The sequence below is a fragment of the Vibrio fluminensis genome, from assembly GCF_015278125.1.
Lineage (GTDB): Bacteria > Pseudomonadota > Gammaproteobacteria > Enterobacterales > Vibrionaceae > Vibrio > Vibrio fluminensis.
In genome coordinates this window covers 1-17,884 of record NZ_JADILO010000032.1, presented here as the reverse complement: position 1 = coordinate 17,884, position 17,884 = coordinate 1, and the positions used below count along the sequence as shown (strand labels likewise).

14 protein-coding genes are annotated in these 17,884 nt (G+C 45.3%); 1 reads left to right on the top strand and 13 read right to left on the bottom strand.

Going from position 1 to position 17,884, the window contains the following annotated elements; translation table 11 throughout:
* The first annotated feature begins 184 nt into the window (after nucleotides 1-184).
* On the top strand, nucleotides 185-1,405 hold the full coding sequence (gene arcA / locus IRQ95_RS17795; protein ID WP_075649423.1) for an arginine deiminase: 1,221 nt from the start codon (nucleotides 185-187) through the stop codon (nucleotides 1,403-1,405).
* A 225-nt stretch (nucleotides 1,406-1,630) separates the two neighbouring features.
* Here arcA and tldD read toward each other — a convergent pair whose 3' ends face one another.
* From tldD to IRQ95_RS17730, 13 genes are all read right to left on the bottom strand, one after another.
* The gene (gene tldD, locus IRQ95_RS17790; protein ID WP_194438414.1) at nucleotides 1,631-3,076 is read right to left on the bottom strand and encodes a metalloprotease TldD; all 1,446 of its coding nucleotides are present in this window, start codon (nucleotides 3,074-3,076) and stop codon (nucleotides 1,631-1,633) included.
* A gap of 9 nt (nucleotides 3,077-3,085) precedes the next feature.
* Entirely contained in the window at nucleotides 3,086-3,904 is an 819-nt protein-coding gene (locus IRQ95_RS17785; RefSeq protein ID WP_194438412.1) for a carbon-nitrogen hydrolase family protein, read from the bottom strand.
* A 13-nt stretch (nucleotides 3,905-3,917) separates the two neighbouring features.
* Nucleotides 3,918-7,793 (bottom strand): YhdP family protein, encoded by a 3,876-nt coding sequence (locus tag IRQ95_RS17780; protein WP_194438410.1) that lies wholly within the window; start codon nucleotides 7,791-7,793, stop codon nucleotides 3,918-3,920.
* A gap of 9 nt (nucleotides 7,794-7,802) precedes the next feature.
* Nucleotides 7,803-9,272, bottom strand: coding sequence for a ribonuclease G (rng, locus tag IRQ95_RS17775; protein ID WP_194438408.1), 1,470 nt, complete (start codon nucleotides 9,270-9,272; stop codon nucleotides 7,803-7,805).
* Between the two features lie 20 nt (nucleotides 9,273-9,292).
* Nucleotides 9,293-9,853, bottom strand: a complete 561-nt coding sequence (locus IRQ95_RS17770; protein ID WP_194438406.1) for a Maf family protein — start codon at nucleotides 9,851-9,853, stop codon at nucleotides 9,293-9,295.
* A 1-nt stretch (nucleotide 9,854) separates the two neighbouring features.
* Complete coding sequence (gene mreD / locus IRQ95_RS17765; protein WP_194438404.1) at nucleotides 9,855-10,343, bottom strand: rod shape-determining protein MreD; 489 nt, start codon at nucleotides 10,341-10,343, stop codon at nucleotides 9,855-9,857.
* A complete protein-coding gene (gene mreC / locus IRQ95_RS17760; RefSeq protein WP_194438402.1) occupies nucleotides 10,333-11,220 on the bottom strand; it encodes a rod shape-determining protein MreC in 888 nt (295 codons plus the stop codon). The genes mreD and mreC overlap by 11 nt, the downstream gene beginning before the upstream one ends.
* A gap of 59 nt (nucleotides 11,221-11,279) precedes the next feature.
* Nucleotides 11,280-12,323, bottom strand: coding sequence for a rod shape-determining protein (locus IRQ95_RS17755; protein ID WP_075649431.1), 1,044 nt, complete (start codon nucleotides 12,321-12,323; stop codon nucleotides 11,280-11,282).
* A 152-nt stretch (nucleotides 12,324-12,475) separates the two neighbouring features.
* Nucleotides 12,476-15,463, bottom strand: a complete 2,988-nt coding sequence (locus IRQ95_RS17750; protein WP_194438401.1) for a DUF6701 domain-containing protein — start codon at nucleotides 15,461-15,463, stop codon at nucleotides 12,476-12,478.
* A 5-nt stretch (nucleotides 15,464-15,468) separates the two neighbouring features.
* Nucleotides 15,469-15,900, bottom strand: coding sequence for an MSHA biogenesis protein MshP (locus tag IRQ95_RS17745; protein ID WP_194438399.1), 432 nt, complete (start codon nucleotides 15,898-15,900; stop codon nucleotides 15,469-15,471).
* Nucleotides 15,890-16,642, bottom strand: a complete 753-nt coding sequence (locus IRQ95_RS17740; RefSeq protein WP_194438398.1) for a PilW family protein — start codon at nucleotides 16,640-16,642, stop codon at nucleotides 15,890-15,892. Before IRQ95_RS17740 ends, IRQ95_RS17745 begins: the two co-directional genes overlap by 11 nt.
* Nucleotides 16,642-17,184, bottom strand: coding sequence for a prepilin-type N-terminal cleavage/methylation domain-containing protein (locus IRQ95_RS17735; RefSeq protein WP_194438396.1), 543 nt, complete (start codon nucleotides 17,182-17,184; stop codon nucleotides 16,642-16,644). The genes IRQ95_RS17740 and IRQ95_RS17735 overlap by 1 nt, the downstream gene beginning before the upstream one ends.
* Entirely contained in the window at nucleotides 17,184-17,642 is a 459-nt protein-coding gene (locus IRQ95_RS17730) for a type II secretion system protein (RefSeq protein WP_194438395.1), read from the bottom strand. Before IRQ95_RS17730 ends, IRQ95_RS17735 begins: the two co-directional genes overlap by 1 nt.
* Nucleotides 17,643-17,884: the final 242 nt, after the last annotated feature.

The window sequence follows — 17,884 nt, the reverse complement described above, 5'->3', positions numbered from 1 at the left end:
TATAAACTCGCGAAAGTAAAATGTTACAAAAAGCGCCATTAAGTTTTATCCGCCAAAATAGCCAATATAGCAGATTAAAAAGTTACTAAATCAACAGCACTCAGAAGTTAAAACCACAAAACAAGCTTGCATCTTTTCATTAACATTGTCATAAATGTAGTAGAACTTAATGTAAGGATACAAAATGAGTAAGTTGTATGTAGGCTCAGAAGTTGGTCAGTTGAAGCGTGTATTACTCCACCGTCCAGAGCGTGCGCTCACCCACCTCACCCCCTCAAACTGTCACGAATTATTGTTTGATGATGTACTCGCAGTGGATGCGGCTGGTGAAGAGCATGATATTTTTGCCAATACCCTCAGAGGGCAAGACGTTGAAGTTTTGTTACTTCACGATTTATTAGTCGAAACGCTAGATGTACCAGAAGCGCGCGAATGGCTGCTCAACACCCAAATCTCTGATTTTCGTTACGGCCCAATGTTTGCCCGTGATTTCCGCCACTACTTGTCAGAAATGGACAACGAACATTTAGCTTGCGTTCTGCTTGGCGGCTTAGCCTATTCTGAACTGCCATTTAAGTCAGCTTCAATTCTACCTAAGCTTAATCGCGCGCTCGATTTTGCCATTGAGCCGCTGCCTAACCACTTATTCACGCGTGATACCTCGTGTTGGGTCTATGGTGGAGTCTCACTCAACCCGATGATGATGCCGGCTCGCCAACGTGAAACCAACCACCTACGCGCTATTTATCATTGGCACCCAACGTTTGCCGGACAAGATTTTATTAAATATTTTGGCAATGAAGATCTTCACTACGATAACGCCACCATAGAAGGTGGAGATGTATTAGTGATTGGTAAAGGTGCGGTGTTAATCGGTATGTCTGAGCGCACAACCTCACAAGGGATTGAAAACTTAGCCGCATCACTATTTAAACATGGTCAAGCCTCGCAAGTCATCGTCACTGAGCTGCCAAAAAACCGTGCCTGCATGCACTTAGATACGGTGATGACCCATATGGATATCGATACATTCTCGCTCTATCCAGAAATTGTCCGTAAGGACATGAACACCTGGTGTCTCACGCCGAAAAATGATCACCAAATGCATATCGAACAAACCAATAATCTGGTGGGGTCAATAGAAAAAGCGCTCGGTTTAGATGCACTGAAAATCATCACTACGGGTGGTGATAGTTATGAAGCTGAACGTGAACAGTGGAATGATGCTAACAACGTCCTCACCGTCAAACCAGGTGTAGTGATTGGCTATGAACGCAACGTCTATACCAATGAGAAATATGACAAAGCGGGCATTACTGTTTTACCTATTCCAGGTAACGAGCTTGGACGTGGGCGTGGCGGTGCGCGTTGTATGAGTTGCCCAATCGAGCGTGAGGGGATCTAAATAGCGGAACGCAAAGCTCACTGATGCGGGAACGCACAACATCTGCTGTGCTGCAGGAAAAATAGATAATTAGTTATTTTTACTTTCTTGAAAAACAACAAGGCTGACGTCATAGCGTCAGCCTTGTTTATTAATCAGAGCGAGATAGTTAAGACGCTCGCCTCCCAAATCTCGCAGCGAAGCGTTCCGTTATCCGTAGCGTAAGCGTTCTAAGTATCTATTACGCTACTCCGTACCACCCACTGTAATTGAGTCAAGTTTTAGTGTTGGTTGACCAACACCAACAGGCACACTTTGACCCGCTTTACCACATACACCAACGCCGCGGTCGATACTTAAGTCATTACCCACCATTGATACTTGCTGCATCGCTTCAATGCCTGAGCCAATCAGGGTTGCGCCTTTTACTGGGCGAGTGATCTTACCATCTTCAATTAAGTAAGCTTCTGAAGTTGAGAACACAAACTTACCCGATGTGATATCCACCTGACCGCCGCCAAAGTTTGGTGCATAGAGGCCTTTTTTCACCGTAGAGATGATCTCTTCTGGTGTGTGCTCACCCGGCAACATGTAAGTGTTGGTCATACGAGGCATTGGTAGGTGCGCGTATGACTCACGTCGACCATTACCCGTTGGCGCAACACCCATTAGACGCGCATTCAATTTATCTTGCATGTAGCCTTTTAGCACGCCGTTTTCAATCAGTGTATTGTATTGACCTGCTACACCCTCGTCATCAACGTTCAGTGAGCCGCGCAGGTCAGTTAAGGTGCCGTCATCAACGATGGTGCAGTGCTTAGAAGTCACTTGCTCGCCAATACGGCCGCTAAATACTGAAGACTCTTTACGGTTGAAGTCACCTTCTAAACCGTGACCCACCGCTTCGTGCAGTAGAACGCCCGGCCAGCCAGAACCTAGAACTACAGGCATAGTGCCAGCAGGTGCTGCATCGGCTTCCAAGTTAACTAGCGCCATACGAATTGCTTCATCAGCAAATTGATACGCAACTTGCTGGCCTTGCTGCGACGTTAGGAAGTAATCGTAAGTATAACGGCCACCGCCGCCCGCACTACCACGCTCACGACGATCACCACGCTGCGCAAGAACCGTAATTGAAAGGCGTACCAGTGGACGAACATCGCCTGCGTAGGTGCCATCCGTCGCCGCAACCAGCATTTGCTCATGCACGCCACTTAGGCTAATTGAAACTTCTTGAATCAGAGGCTCTTTGGTACGAATGTATGCGTCCAGCTCTTTCAACAATGCAGTTTTCTGCTGTTTTTCCCAAGTTTCTAATGGGTTAACTGCTGCGTAATAGGCTTGGTTGTCAAAGCGTTTGAACGCTTGTACTTTGCCATTCTGACCCTGCTGAGCGATACCACGTGCTGCAATAGCGCTTTGCTTAAGCCCTTCAAGCTGAATCTGATCTGAGTAAGCAAAACCTGTTTTTTCACCCGTCACTGCGCGTACACCAAGACCACAATCGATGTTAAATGAGCCGTCTTTAATGATGCTATCTTCTAAAACCAGTGATTCGTGCCAACTGGATTGGAAATAGATATCAGCGTAGTCAATCTGACGAGTCGCGATACTCTCGAGCGTGCTCGCGATGTCCTGCTCAGTTAAACCAGCAGGTTTTAGTAGGGCTTCTTCTACGTGATTAATTGTCATATTTTGCTCTTAAATTTTAATTCGATTATCAAAGCGGTTGTGCTGCATTACTGGCATGGTCGCTCTGATCTCTGTCACTGCTTTTAAATCTATCTCTACCAATAGATTACCCGCAGCGCCATCCAAACTTGCGAAGACTTCTCCCCATGGTGAAATCACCATAGAATGCCCCCAAGTTTGTCGTCCACCTTGATGAACGCCAGTCTGGTTTACCGCAACAATCCAAGACTGAGTCTCAATTGCTCTTGCGGTTAATAGAGGTTGCCAATGAGCTTGTCCTGTTACCGCGGTAAACGCGGCCGGCACTACAATTACATTCGCGCCTCGTCGAGCTAATTCACTGTATAGCTGCGGAAAACGTACATCATAGCAAATCGTTAAGCCTAAGTGCGCGAAAGGCGTCTCTAATGACACAATCTCTTTACCTGGGGTAAAGGTTTCAGACTCTCGATAACGTTGATGGCTATCTGCAACATCAACATCAAACATGTGCAGCTTGTCATAATCAGCAACCAACTCGCCATCACAGTTATAGACCAGTAGAGTTGTCGTTACTCCAGTCTCACGCCTAATTGGCATACTCCCAACCAGCAACCACACGTTATAACGCTCGGCCATCTGCGCCAACTGAGCTTGCATTTCGCCATCACCCATTAACTCAGCATAATGGTGGTAGTCAGCACGAGAGCCAAATACCACCGAGTTTTCCGGCGTTATAACCCAAGTCGCACCTTGCTCGGCAAGTGCTGCAACTTGTTGTTCGATATAAGCCAGATTAGCTTGAGGGTTTGGTCCTGAAGTCATCTGTATCAAACCAACTCTATCCATGAGTCGCGCTCCTTTATTCCACAGCGTCTAGCAATTTCTTCGGTAATTTAAACTCACCTTTGCTACGCGAAACTTCTGTTACGATTGGCGAATCCAGTGGTCCTTTCACTTCATAGTCAACTTGAGTGAATACTTCAACAACAGGAGAAATCACCGTGGTAATCGCTAGGACGTATAATGCGGTCTGAGGTGTCACTGCAAATGCACTCAACACTGGGATTCCAGAAGTAATATCAGGCACAAAGTTAACCGCCGCATCAACTGTGCGATTATTGAGGTTTGCCAAGCCTTTGATATTCATCTCACCCGCTACTGCATCCATACGAATGTCATTGGTCAAGAAGATGCCATTTTTTATCTCACCGCTGCCAGTAATCGAGTTGAATGCCATCCCTTTATCAAATACATCACTGAAGTCGAGCTGCATCTTGCGAATGATAGAGTCCAGACTAAATAAACCGAGCAATCTCGCCGCTCCGCTCACATCTGAGATCAAACCTTTGCCTAGCTTAGAGTCGACCGTTCCAGCCAAGCTACTGACTCGCATTCCCCAAGGCGCGCCGTCCCATTTAAGTGTGGCACGAATATCAAAAGGTGCTTTCTGAATTCCTGATGTCACGCCAAAACGTTCCATCACTTCACTGTTGTTATCACCTGAAATGGCTAGGTTCATCTCCGTCTGGCTTTTATCACCATCAAGCAACCAACTACCATCAACCTTCACTTGGCTGCTACCACTCTTGAGTGACAAATCTCGCCACTGTAAGCGATTTCCTTGACGTTGCAAATCGAGATGCGCTTGACCCAATTTATAACCCTGCACCCATAAATCATCAATCGCGAGCGTAAGATTCGGTAACTGTTGATGAAGCTTACGATCAAAGTCAGACACCAATGGCTGACTTGGGTCTTCGGCTTCAAATAGACTACGTCGCTGAACCTCTTGTTGTTCAACCTCTGGGAGAAATAGGTGTAGATGATCCAACTTCACCGACAAATCATACGGTGCAATATAACTCGCTTCACCTTGAGCTTGTTGGCTATCTAAACTCATTTGCCAACCAAGGTTCTTGCGCTTAGCATCAAAGTTAACATCATTCCATTCCATGCTCGCCAGTTGCAGATCATCAACATCAATACTAACGCGCTCTGGGGTTGGAATAGTTGGGGTATTCAAATTGGCTAAAGCCGATGTTTGTGCCGTTTGAGGATGAGTAAGTGCACTTAGCCATGCATCTAAGTCAAACTGCTTCGCTCGAATCTGTAAATCATGGCCCACTATCGGGCTTATTTTGAAGCTCCCTTTACCCAGCACTAAGTTTGTCGCGGTTAGCACTGGCGTTTGAGGGCGGATATCAATTTCGGTTTGATACTTAAAGTCTGGTAACTGCAAACGAGCCGTAACAGTTTCTTGGTTACCGGAGGCTTGTAACTTCGCTTTGCCTTTCTTTCCAACCTTCCACTCTAAAGGATAAGGGTAAGTACTCGCTAACATCTGCATATCAGCGCTGGCATCAATCTGATAAGTAAAGCCAACATCATTCAACTGAATTTCAACATTGGTTTGCCAAGGCACATGCCCTGAGACAGGCTTGAGCCACTGCGCACCCACATAAGGAGCTAATGGTTTGACTGACCAATCACCGACGACATCGACACCAATGTTGTAGCCGGATTTCGAGCTTTCACCATTAAAATCAATCGAAACGGGTTGCTTGAGTAGATTGGCAGATAAACCAGCCGCTTTAACCACATCATTATCAAACTCAATCCGACCAGAAACGTTATCCAGCTCCATTGGTGGCGCATCAATGGTTACGTCGTTCCCTTTCAGTTCAGCGTAACCCCAAGCTCGGGTATCAAAATCATCAAATGGTACTTTAAGCTTGAAGTCAGAGGTGACTCTGCCATCAACTTGTACTGCGGTTAGCGCTGCACCAACTGAATCGACCAATGGCGAAGCCATCATATAATCGCGAACTTTATCACCATCCCCCGAGACCGAAGCTTCAATTTCGATATGACCATTTTCCGCAAGCTCTGGGATGCGGCCCGTAATACGACTTGCTTTAACACCACGCAATGTCGCACTGCGTGAATCCAAATACATCGCATCATTTTGAAACAGCAAATTGAGTTGTAAGTCAGTAATAGAAGGCCAAGTCGTATCAAAACTAAAGGTTGCGTCTTTTAAGCCAACCCAAGCTTGGAACATGCCCTGATTATTCTGATACGGAAAATCACCGAGCTCGCCATACCATAACAATTTAGCCGTATCCGCTTTGCCGCCTTGTATCGCTGTCGAAAGGTAATCAGTGAGATCTTGATCGAGAGCCAACGTCGGTAAATAACGCCAAGTTTCAGCAGCATTGAACAAGTCAGCTTCGGCATAAAAAGAGAGAAATGGACTTTTCCCGCGTGGAAAATCTAAGCGAAACGCGCCCAACACTTGTAAATCTGGCGTCGCTGCCGTGACTTTATCAGCCCATAAACGCCAACCTTGCTCGCCTAAGTTTTGCCAAACAATGTCGACTTCCGCTTGTTTAATCTGTAATGGCGCTTGGAATACGTCACCATAAGGTAAAACGTCATCAATCAATGACGCTTTAATGTGCGCTTGATGATAGTTACCACTCACTTTGGCATCAAGATGATGAACTCCTGGCAGTAACTCCCATTGCTCAATCTTGCCTTTGACTAAATTAGCCGAGTACTTTATCGACTCAACACCACTGCCCATTTGTATACGAATATCTTCTAAGCTCCCTCCTAGCTCAAAGCGATGTAGCAATTGGCTAATTTGGTCCGATTCAGGCGCGAGTTTCGCTAAAGGAGAAATCGCTTGTAGGTCAAGTTGAGAAGCATTGAGTTGCCATTGCTCTGGTTGCCAGTTAAAGGCAATATCTAACTCTGGCCACTGGTCATCATCGGTGCGCAAGTTAAGTGAGTGAGCATTTACTTGCCAGCCTTTATTTTTCGGTTCAAGGACAAATACGCCAGATTCAAACATCAGTTCATGACGACCACCTTCCTGCCAGATTAACTCGGAAGGTAATACTTCAACGTAGGCATTCACCGGCTTAGTGTGATTTAAGGTCAGCCAAGCATTGAGGCTAATTTCCCCTTTCTCAATCCCTGTCTCAACTTGCAAATACTCCGTTAGCCACGGCGTAATCAGAACATTTTCGACCGAGAGATAAAATTCGCCGGAGACATCCACCAGCGAGCCGTGATCGACAAAGTTTGCTTTCACATCCAGTGAATTCAGCTTGGCGTCTGGGATGGTGATCTCACCTTCTGCGGTATGATGGCGGCCTTGGTTGTTCCACTTTAGTTGAGCAATTTCAAGACGACGCTCTGCGCCATCAATCGCCATGAATTGGACAGTCGAATCTTTGAGGGAAAAGTGATCTAATTGGCGCAATAACAACTTATCAAGTTGCTCGACAACACTGCGTTGCTCACCTTGCGGATCGAGCTTGGCGGTTTTATCGCTCTCTTTAATCCATTGAATAGAGCGGATATCAACATTGAGCCCATGTACACTTAAATCTGCCACGACCGGTTCAAGCTGGACAAGTGACTGAAAAAGGTCAAATTCCACTTCAACGGTTTGCGCAGCAAAGCCAATACCACTTCCTTTTGGTGTATTTGCTCGCACATCCACGAGCGAGATAGAGGGATGAGTATTTCGCCAGAAACCACTAATGTCACCGATTTCAAACTCCAAACCGGTTCCTTGATTTACCCAAGTTTGGATTTCTTTTTGGAAGTGGTTCAGTTGTGGTAAAGCAATACGAAGTGTGGTGACAGCAATGGCAAGTAACACCATCACTGTCAAAAACACCCATAATAGACTTTGTGCGATACGATTAAATGTCGAGCTCACGCGTGCCTGCTACATCATGACAACATCGAAATGCTCTTGGATATAGAGCGGTTCTGATTGAATTTTCACTTGTTTACCAATAAAGACTTCTAACTCAGCCAACGCATGTGACTCATCACCTTGTAAGGTATCAGCTACCGCTGGCGAAGCGTAAACAACAAAGTTATCGGCATCATAAGCGCGGTTGACACGAGTAATCTCACGCAGGATTTCAAAGCATACGGTTTCAACCGTTTTCACGCGCCCACGCCCTTCACAGGTTGGACAGGTCGAACACAATACGTGCTCAATGCTTTCTCTGGTACGCTTACGCGTCATCTCCACCAAACCTAAGCTAGTAAATCCGTTGATATTGGTTTTAACGCGATCTTTACTCAATGCATTTTCTAGTGAGCTAACCACACGCTTGCGATGCTCTTCAGAAAGCATATCGATAAAATCGATGATGATAATGCCTCCCAAATTGCGCAGACGTAATTGGCGTGCAATTGCCTGAGTCGCTTCTACGTTGGTATTGAAGATCGTTTCTTCTAGATTACGACGTCCAACAAAAGCACCAGTGTTAATATCAATCGTGGTCATCGCTTCTGTCTGGTCAATAATCAAGTACCCACCAGACTTCAACTCAACTTTACGATCTAAAGAACGTTGGATCTCGTTCTCAGTATCGTACATATCAAAGATTGGCTTATCACCTTCATACAACTCTAGCTTGGCGGTTAATTCTGGCACGTACTCAGATGTAAACTCTTTTAAGTTCTCAAACTCTAAACGCGAATCGACTAATATTTTAGTCAACTCGGTACCAACAAAGTCACGCAAAATACGTTGTGACAAACCAAGTTCACCATACAACGTTGAACGCGTTTTATACTTTGAACGACGCTCATTCACTTTCGACCAAAGGCGTTTCAAGAAAGCTGCATCTTGCGATAATTCTTGCTCATCAGCACCTTCAGCAGCAGTACGAATGATGAAACCACCATCTTCATCACAATAGTGAGCCACCACTTTCTTCAAGCGTTCACGCTCTTTCTCGCTCTCAATACGCTGAGACACACCGACATGGCTTGCTCCCGGCATAAAGACTAAATAGCGTGAAGGTAAGGTGATATCGGTCGTCAAACGCGCGCCTTTAGTACCTAGCGGATCTTTCACCACCTGCACGACAATATCTTGCCCTTGACGTACTAGCTCAGAAATATCACGAACTTGGAACTGCTGCTTTTCATTCTCAGCCACACACTCAGTATGCGGAACGATATCCGAAGCATGAAGAAAGGCGGCTTTATCCAAACCGATATCAACAAATGCAGCTTGCATTCCCGGTAAGACACGGCTGACTTTGCCTTTGTAAATGTTCCCCACAATGCCACGTTTCGCTTCACGCTCAACATGAACTTCTTGTAGGACGCCTTCTTCGATCATTGCCACGCGCGTTTCGCTTGGGGTTACATTGATCAACAACTCTGCACTCATGAGCGCACCTCAAATTTGAATTATAAAAATTTGTGCAAGAGCTGGTCAGTTTCATATAGCGGTAAGCCAACGACAGCGTAATAACTGCCCTCGATTCGGGTGACAAAGCGCCCACCAATTCCTTGGATCGCATAACTGCCAGCTTTATCGCATGGTTCACCAGATTGCCAGTATTGTTCGATTTCTTGCTCTGACAACGGTTTAAACCATACGTCGGTAGTCACAACTACCGTTTCTTGTTTTTGTTTATTTGCTACCGTCACCGCTGTCATCACTTGATGAGCGCGCCCCGATAGCAACATTAGCATCTGTTTGGCATGAGTGTAGTCTAACGGTTTCTCTAACACCGCTTGATCGCATACCACGATCGTATCGGAACCAATCACAATGGAGTCAGGCGCCAATGCTACACCAGCGAGTGCTTTATCTTGTGATAAGCGCGAGACATACTCTAAAGCACTCTCGTCGTTCTTACGTTTCTCTTCAACATCGGTACGTATAACCGCAAACTGATAACCCAGTTGCTCTAAAAGTTCTTTGCGTCTCGGAGAGCCCGATGCCAAAAGTATAGAAGATTGCATATTACCTCACATGCCAATGACGTCTAACACGTCGCATAAGCAGGAACATCCAAGGCCATAGAATACAGTTAATCAAACCAGCCCAAAGCGACATCGGATTGAAAGTGATATCTTGGATTAAGTATTCACCAAAGAAGATCATCACTTCTAATGCCATTGATAGTAAGCCAATCACAATAGCTTGCTGCCAAAGCGCCATATTACGTAGCACCAAAAAGTTCATGGCAACAATATAGATCAAAATCGACATCATCATGCCACGGATACCAAGCGTCGAACCGAGCAGAAGATCCCACAGTAGACCTAACACCAACGCGGTTCCAACATTGACACGGTTTGGTAAGGCAAGTACCCAATAACAAGTCACTAACAGCAACCAAGATGGGCGCAATACATCAAGCACGCCAGGCCAAGGAATCGTTTGTAGAGTTAAGGCAATAATAAATGAGGTCAAAATGACCATTTTACCCTTCATGACACTATTGCCCATCAGTTGTTACCTCTACCATTTTACTTGGCTCCGCCAACTGGACTTTCTCTTGACGTGAATCACTTGGCCAGATCAACAGCAAGTAACGTAAACGCTCAAAATCCACCACGGGATCGGCTTCAATCAAGGCAAACTCTCGATGGCTGTCGCGCTCAACTTTATCGATATAAGCCACCGGATAACCTTCTGGATAAACACCACCAAGGCCAGAGGTAACCAGAAGATCCCCTTCCTGAATATCAGTACTAATCGGGATATGATCAAGATGAATCTTGTCTACTTTGCTGTTGCCCGAGGCAATAACACGAATATCATTACGGATAACTTGGACAGGGATAGCGCTGTTTGAATCCGTTAGTAGCAAAACGCGGCTATTGTGCGCCGAGACAAAGGTAACCTGACCGACAATGCCTTTCTCGTTTGCCACTGGCTGGCCAACGTAGACACCATCAATATGCCCTTTATCAATCACCACCTGATGGCGATATGGCGAAGAATCGACAGCCATTACTTCTGCGACGACTTTACGTTCATCTCTGACGAATGATGAACCTAGTAATTTACGCAGACGTTGGTTTTCTTCTCGATATTGATCAAGAAGTAATAAATCATTTTTTAAACTCAGCACTTCTCGCTTGAGCGCACGGTTACTTTCCATTGCTCCTTGGCTGGTGTTGAATCGTTCATACACACCATCAAACATCTCTCGTGGTACGTCAGCCAAGTATTGAATCGGCGCGACAACACTATTTAATAAGTAGCGCACCTGAGCAAAAGCACCTAAACGACTATCAGCCAGCATAAGGCTGGCTGATAAAATCACGGCGAAAAATAGGCGTAATTGAAGTGAAGGTCCTCGGCCAAAAATAGGCTTCATTGAATATGAGTTCCTTGTTTCTATATTGTGTGCCCAGCCATCTAGCTGGGCAACAGCGATTACTCTTCGCTAAATAGATCGCCACCATGCATGTCGATCATTTCTAGTGCTTTACCACCACCACGAGCCACACAAGTTAGTGGATCTTCGGCAATAACCACTGGGATACCCGTCTCTTCTGTTAGTAGACGGTCTAGATCTTTCAGTAGCGCACCACCACCAGTTAGCACCATACCATTTTCAGAGATATCTGAAGCCAGCTCTGGTGGACACTGCTCTAGTGCTACCATTACTGCTGAAACGATACCTGTTAGCGGCTCTTGCAGCGCTTCTAGGATTTCATTTGAATTTAGGCTGAAGCTACGTGGCACACCTTCAGCAAGGTTGCGACCGCGAACTTCAATTTCTTGAACTTCATCACCAGGGTATGCAGAACCAATCTCATGTTTGATCTTTTCTGCTGTTGCTTCACCAATCAAGCTGCCGTAGTTACGACGTACATAGTTGATAATCGCTTCGTCAAAACGGTCACCACCAATGCGCACAGACGATGAATAAACCACGCCGTTTAATGAGATAACGGCAACTTCAGTGGTACCACCACCGATATCGACTACCATTGAACCTGTTGGTTCAGATACGCGTAGGCCAGCACCGATTGCTGCCGCCATTGGCTCATCAATTAGGTAAACTTCACGAGCGCCCGCACCCAGTGCTGACTCACGAATCGCACGACGCTCTACTTGTGTTGAACCACATGGTACACACACTAGTACACGTGGGCTTGGTTTTAGCACACTATTGTCATGCACTTGCTTGATAAAGTGCTGCAACATTTTTTCAGTTACGTAGAAGTCAGCGATAACGCCATCTTTCATCGGACGGATCGCAGAAATATTGCCAGGTGTACGACCTAGCATTTGCTTAGCTGCATGACCTACAGCCGCAACGCTTTTACCTGCTCGGTTACGATCTTGTCGAATAGCGACTACTGAAGGTTCGTCAAGGACGATGCCTTGACCTTTGACATAAATAAGGGTGTTGGCTGTACCTAAATCGATTGATAGGTCATTCGAAAAGATGCCACGAAGTTTTTTGAACATATTCTTCGTTCGTCCTGAAAGAATTAGAAGATAAAAAATTGTTCTAAATGTACCAATGCCTCGCCATCACAGCAAGGCATTGTCTAAGAAAGATGGAGTGAAACACGCAATTTCTAACAGTTTCCTTACGTAACACACCTTACAAGCAGAATTTATTGACTCGTTAAGCCCGATTCACTACGAAAAATGATCTTGTCGTTGCCTCGATAGATCCCAAATGTCACCACGGCTGAAGGATCTTCGTCACCTTGACCATGCCAGTTATATTGAAGCCATGGCTGTGCAACACCAGACGTACCACAGCTTACCTCTGGATCCCCAACCTGTGGTGAAGTATGTGTCGTCGTACTCGTGTCATCGAGCCGCAACCAAAATTGCACTTGTTCTCGTAGTGAGCTATCGCTGCTATCTGCTGTTGCAGTAAGCAACTCGGAAATACCCGCAGATATGGCCGTTTCCCCCACAGGACCAGATAGTTTTGAATCCGATGTCACCACAGGCGTTGGCCAAACAGTTCTCTTACACTGATAACCATCCTCTGCAACGAATTTGGATGCGTCATCATCAAAACTGGTGATAAAGCTGCTGCCATCCCAGTATTCAACTTTGAGTGGGACTTTCATTTCAGCACCTGATACCCCGCCAAGGCTACTTAATACCATGCGCCCATAACGCAATTTAGGTTGATGAATGAATAGTTGAAGATCTTCCGTATTGGCGACATCAAAAAATACCGGGTCGATGCCTGAGAGCTGTAGACCATAATCCGTAGTCGCAAAGCCACTACCAAGATTAAATGGGCCGTTCTCTTTGGTCGTTATCCGTATCCCCGTACTTGAAATCTCGCGACGTAGTACCTTCGCATCCGACGACTCAAGTTCCCAATAAGAGTAACCGCTGGTGCTGTCAGAGTCAGCGCGCCATGCTCCAGAAGAGACATCTAAAATCAGTTCATTACTCTTACTTGCACTACTCTCAGACCAAAGCGTTAAATTTGCCTGTAAGGATTCATCAAAGTAATGGTAGTTTTTTACCGACGTCCCATCTACAGCCAGCGCAGCTACTTTCACCTCCGCGTGCTTAAATGGTTGACTTAAATAAGTCACACCTCCTTGATGATCAGGGGCAACCCACTCAGTTTTGTTTATCGCAAAGTAATGAGGATAAAAGCGGCCTACTTTCTTAGTCCCAGCCTGAATATCCATCGCGAGGTAGTTATCACTATCAACTTTTAATTTAAGTTGCCCAACCTCGTTCCAGCTCAATTGATCAAACAAGTAATGCCCGCTTGTTGCACTACTCGTATAAGGCTTACTTTTAACCCCACTTAAACTTCCCGCATGTCCACCACTGGCAATACTCGGCTGGCTTAATTCATGAGTAATCGTCACATCAATCGAACCCGCACCACCTTTGGCAAAGTTTTCCGTGATAAGCGAAGCATTACAGTAACGATTTAGAGTCGTGACATCACCACTGATTTTTCCTCCGCTCTGCCAACGTATCGGCAAAGCGGTTAAAGCAAACTCTTGGCCTGCGGCAACAAACTGAGCACTGGTTGAGGCGGTGATATTACCGCTCGGCAAAGAAGAAAGATCACTGCGACACAAGGCAAATGTCCAGGGACGGGCTTTAAACTTCAGCTCACCAATAACGGCTTGCTCTCTATCTGCTGGACAATCTTGAACATCCGCACCAAAATCACTGCACTTAACCGTATCTTTTAGGGTTGCGACAAACTCTCCCGCTTCATCAAACTGAATGCTCGCGTTAGCTTGACCGTTTTTAAAATCAGCAGAAAACTCCAGTTCATCAACGTTGTTACCCCACTCTCCAGGCGAAAACTGCTCATTAATTAAATGGGATTTATCTAAGATTTGCTGATAATTACCCACTACCGGTTTATCGCTCGTATCACAAGCCAATGCTTGAATATTTAAGCTATCAGGCTTACCCGCGATCAGTTCTTTTATTGAGCCATTATTAATCGCAAACACCACTGGAGCGAACACCACATCACTTGTATCAAAAACACTCTTTTCCGCCCCCACAAGATGAGCTTTTACGGCTATCGGTCCATAATCATTGTTCTTCTTGTCCACAATATCAAAGACAAACCTGCCTAAATTGGCATCGAAGATAGGCGAAGAAAAAGTGAGTAAATCTTTAGTAGTGGTGTACAACTCAACTTGGTTATCACCTATCTCTGTGATCAGCTGATTGTCTTCATCATAGACATAAACATAGACTTGGTTACTATCAGCACATTGCAAGTACATATTAGTGGGTTCAATAACGATTCGGGCAACGTCTGGGGTTGGAATCAGACATTTGGCAGGTTTGCCATTCAGTATGTTGTCAATACCAGTGATATTAACTGCATTCGCCGTAACACCACCTGAAAAAGTATTGTCCCTAGCCTGCATATCAAACCCCATTCGTGAGGTTGCACTCTCATGAACATAAACGTGCGCATTAATTCTGATACCGCTATAAGAATTTGCATTGGAGTCACGATCACTACCGATGATAAAAAATGCTTCTGAACCATGGCCGACAAATAACAGTGAATGCTCATCGACTTGGTTAACTTTTATGTCATTTCCTTTGAGGTTAATGTATTGATAATGTACTTGAGTATCATTGTTCAAAACCAAATTTGAGTGGGGATTAAAGTCGAACTGACTGATGCTATACCCCCCTGACATCTCAATTGTTGCAGAGTCTTCAACGACGACCTTCTTATATGACCCCGGACTCAATTTACAGTGACTATCGGCATCACAAGTGAAGTTACGTGATGAGCGGGGAAACTCACCTAAATCAAGCGGAAACCCCTCATAAGCAACATCATTAGAGATAACACATTTGCTTGCGCTGGTATCTCCATCATAGAAACAATATTTCCCATGAACATCGAAGCCAAATGAAAGAATATCGCTGCGATTCAGTATTATTTGGTTTCCTTGTATACCATGTAATGAGCCATAGGGTTTTAGGTTACTATAGCTATTGGTTTGAGCCACCCCAGGAACAAGCAAACATGGGTCCAGCTTTTCAAGCTTTGCCTGGGCAGATCCCGCCATAGCAAGCGACAAGCTCGCAAGAAATAGAGTCACCGTGGTATTTATCTTTTTCATTATCACTACTCCCTTACCCATATTTCCTCAGTACGCTCTACTACATTCTCCACTGAACCACAGCGCACCCGAGCAAATAACTTGTAGTAATTCATCTCATCTAAAGTTCCTACCGAAGAGCACGTCAGCCCTACGAGTTGGCAGTTCATAACGCTATGACTAAATCGGCCAGAAACCGACACAAAATTTGGCCAAGGCATTGATGATACGCATTGATTGGCAACGTCTGAGGACGATGAATTGAGTGGGTAAAAACGCGTCAGTACTTCTTCATTTACAGACTGAGCGAGTAACCACGCTTGCGTACCAAGTACATCTTTGGTGTGAGCATCGCTATTTGACCAATGAATACGAGTCAATGTAGTAGCAAGTAACCCCATAACCACGAGTACGAATACCACAACAACCAGCAATCCACCTTTTTGCTTATGGGACATTGAGCACCTGCACATCTTGTCGGAAGTGAGTTGACTCGCCATTTTGTGAAAAGGTCAGGTCTATATGCACAACTCCTGTATGTTGAACACTAGCAGGAGTGTATGAAATCATCCCATCCACCAAAACATCCGCCGCATCAGTCAGAGGCAACGCTAAACCGGACAATCCTTCGGCGCGCGTAATGCGCTGAGCGGTAATACAATAAGAAACTCTACGTTCATTGGCGGTAATGTAGTGACGATTAGCAACCGAACCACCCAGAAGATTCGTTGCTTGAGCTGGAATAACGAAAGTAGCGCCTGAGATAGCGATATCGGAAACCTCTTCAATGCTGGATAATGGAAAACTGTTATCTAGACTATTTAAATCTTCACCTGGCCTAAGAAGTTGAGTTGGGTTAATCACTAACTGCTGGTCACGTAAACGGCTGACGCTGGCCGTTGTATCACCAACAATAAAGTTAATATCACTACCAGAGACTGCGTAAAATCCAGACTCAATAATTGGAAAAAAAGAGAGACAATTGCCATCTGACACAAATATATTTGGCACTGCGTGCCTTGCCTCTCGAGTCAGCTTCTCAATCGCAAAGCGAGCTTGAGTTTGTATTCGTTGCCTATCCACCCCCTGAGCAAAACCCTTACTGCCAAGCTCAATGAATCCTGTAATACCGAGCACCAATAGACTGCCAACAATCATGGTGATAACCATCTCAATCAGTGTAAAACCACGCGCAAACATCAGTAGTTACCTCGATAGCCCACAAAAGTGATCGGTGTCTGTTGTCCAGCACTCACAGTGACTGACAGTTGTTTTACCATCTGTGTTGATTTGACAACTGCATAGGCGACCTTGATATCAACATTAAAGTTTTGATAATTGCTCACCTCACCAGAGGAAACCAGCGTATATAGGTCTTTACAACCCGATACGCCATTCGGCGTCCAACAACCGATAAAGTCATCGATATCGTTATAATTAGATGGAGTTTCGCCACTCTCTGGCCCCAAATCATCTGCCAAGGTACACGCTTTGGCATTTCCAGCGCTAAGATTGGTACAGCGTTCTACCCCGCCAATATCGTCACTTTGTTGATCAAACTTGCTGGCGAGCATTTTAGTCACCACACTTTGCCCCAAAGCGGTCGCTCTTGTTTGATAATGAGGGTCGGCGGAGCGCGCAATTTGTGGGTATAAAAAGCTGCTGAGCGTAATCATCGCTACCGCCATCACAACGATAACAACAATGCTTTCAATTAAAGTAAAACCACGCGTGCGTTTCATTACAAGCATCCTGAGCGAGAGATCAAGCCATTGGCGCAAATGGACACTGTCGCTTGGCTAGCCTCTCCCACAATCATGATATTAATGCCGCCACTTGCCAGTCCTAAAGGGTTGCCAAGCAAATCAAAACTAACTTGAGTGACAGGCGCTGAAAAACGCACCTCCGAGTTTGCCACCCAATCACTGCGACCTTCAGGGTGAGCACACCCTTTAACTGAGCCAAAACAATCACTGTCGATCGACAAAACAAAGCTATCACTACTAATACTGGTATTTGACTGCATACGATTAAGCTGCACTTGGCGAGCAACCGAAATAACCGAGTCTTGAATGGCGAGTGCTGAAAAACTCCCCGCACCGATATATCGACTCGTCGCGTAGAGCGAAACAATGCTCAGCAATATCATCACTATGACCAACTCGACCAAAGTGAAACCCCATGGCTTACGAATTTTCATCCTACCTTCGTTAACATCATGTAAACTTTTGCAGTATATCGTGTTTAATTGTGGGGAGATGGAATGATGGGTAATTTTGAGACGGGATTAAAAAAGGCCAGCTAAGCTGGCCTCAGACTGCTGACAAAGGTCTAGCTTTCGAGCTAGACCTTTGATCTAATAGGGGTATCGAAATATGGATACTCCGATATGCTTCAAGAACCGACTCCGCAACAATACGAACTGGAAATGGTAACGATGGA

What these genes read in the sequence shown, in the direction of transcription:
- IRQ95_RS17745 (WP_194438399.1), bottom strand. Translation starts at nt 15,900, where the DNA reads ATGTCCCATAAGCAAAAAGGTGGATTGCTGGTTGTTGTGGTATTCGTA.
- IRQ95_RS17770 (WP_194438406.1), bottom strand. Translation starts at nt 9,853, where the DNA reads ATGCAATCTTCTATACTTTTGGCATCGGGCTCTCCGAGACGCAAAGAA.
- tldD (WP_194438414.1), bottom strand. Translation starts at nt 3,076, where the DNA reads ATGACAATTAATCACGTAGAAGAAGCCCTACTAAAACCTGCTGGTTTA.
- IRQ95_RS17730 (WP_194438395.1), bottom strand. Translation starts at nt 17,642, where the DNA reads ATGAAAATTCGTAAGCCATGGGGTTTCACTTTGGTCGAGTTGGTCATA.
- IRQ95_RS17755 (WP_075649431.1), bottom strand. Translation starts at nt 12,323, where the DNA reads ATGTTCAAAAAACTTCGTGGCATCTTTTCGAATGACCTATCAATCGAT.
- mreC (WP_194438402.1), bottom strand. Translation starts at nt 11,220, where the DNA reads ATGAAGCCTATTTTTGGCCGAGGACCTTCACTTCAATTACGCCTATTT.
- arcA (WP_075649423.1), top strand. Translation starts at nt 185, where the DNA reads ATGAGTAAGTTGTATGTAGGCTCAGAAGTTGGTCAGTTGAAGCGTGTA.
- mreD (WP_194438404.1), bottom strand. Translation starts at nt 10,343, where the DNA reads ATGGGCAATAGTGTCATGAAGGGTAAAATGGTCATTTTGACCTCATTT.
- IRQ95_RS17750 (WP_194438401.1), bottom strand. Translation starts at nt 15,463, where the DNA reads ATGAAAAAGATAAATACCACGGTGACTCTATTTCTTGCGAGCTTGTCG.
- IRQ95_RS17785 (WP_194438412.1), bottom strand. Translation starts at nt 3,904, where the DNA reads ATGGATAGAGTTGGTTTGATACAGATGACTTCAGGACCAAACCCTCAA.
- IRQ95_RS17740 (WP_194438398.1), bottom strand. Translation starts at nt 16,642, where the DNA reads ATGTTTGCGCGTGGTTTTACACTGATTGAGATGGTTATCACCATGATT.
- IRQ95_RS17735 (WP_194438396.1), bottom strand. Translation starts at nt 17,184, where the DNA reads ATGAAACGCACGCGTGGTTTTACTTTAATTGAAAGCATTGTTGTTATC.
- rng (WP_194438408.1), bottom strand. Translation starts at nt 9,272, where the DNA reads ATGAGTGCAGAGTTGTTGATCAATGTAACCCCAAGCGAAACGCGCGTG.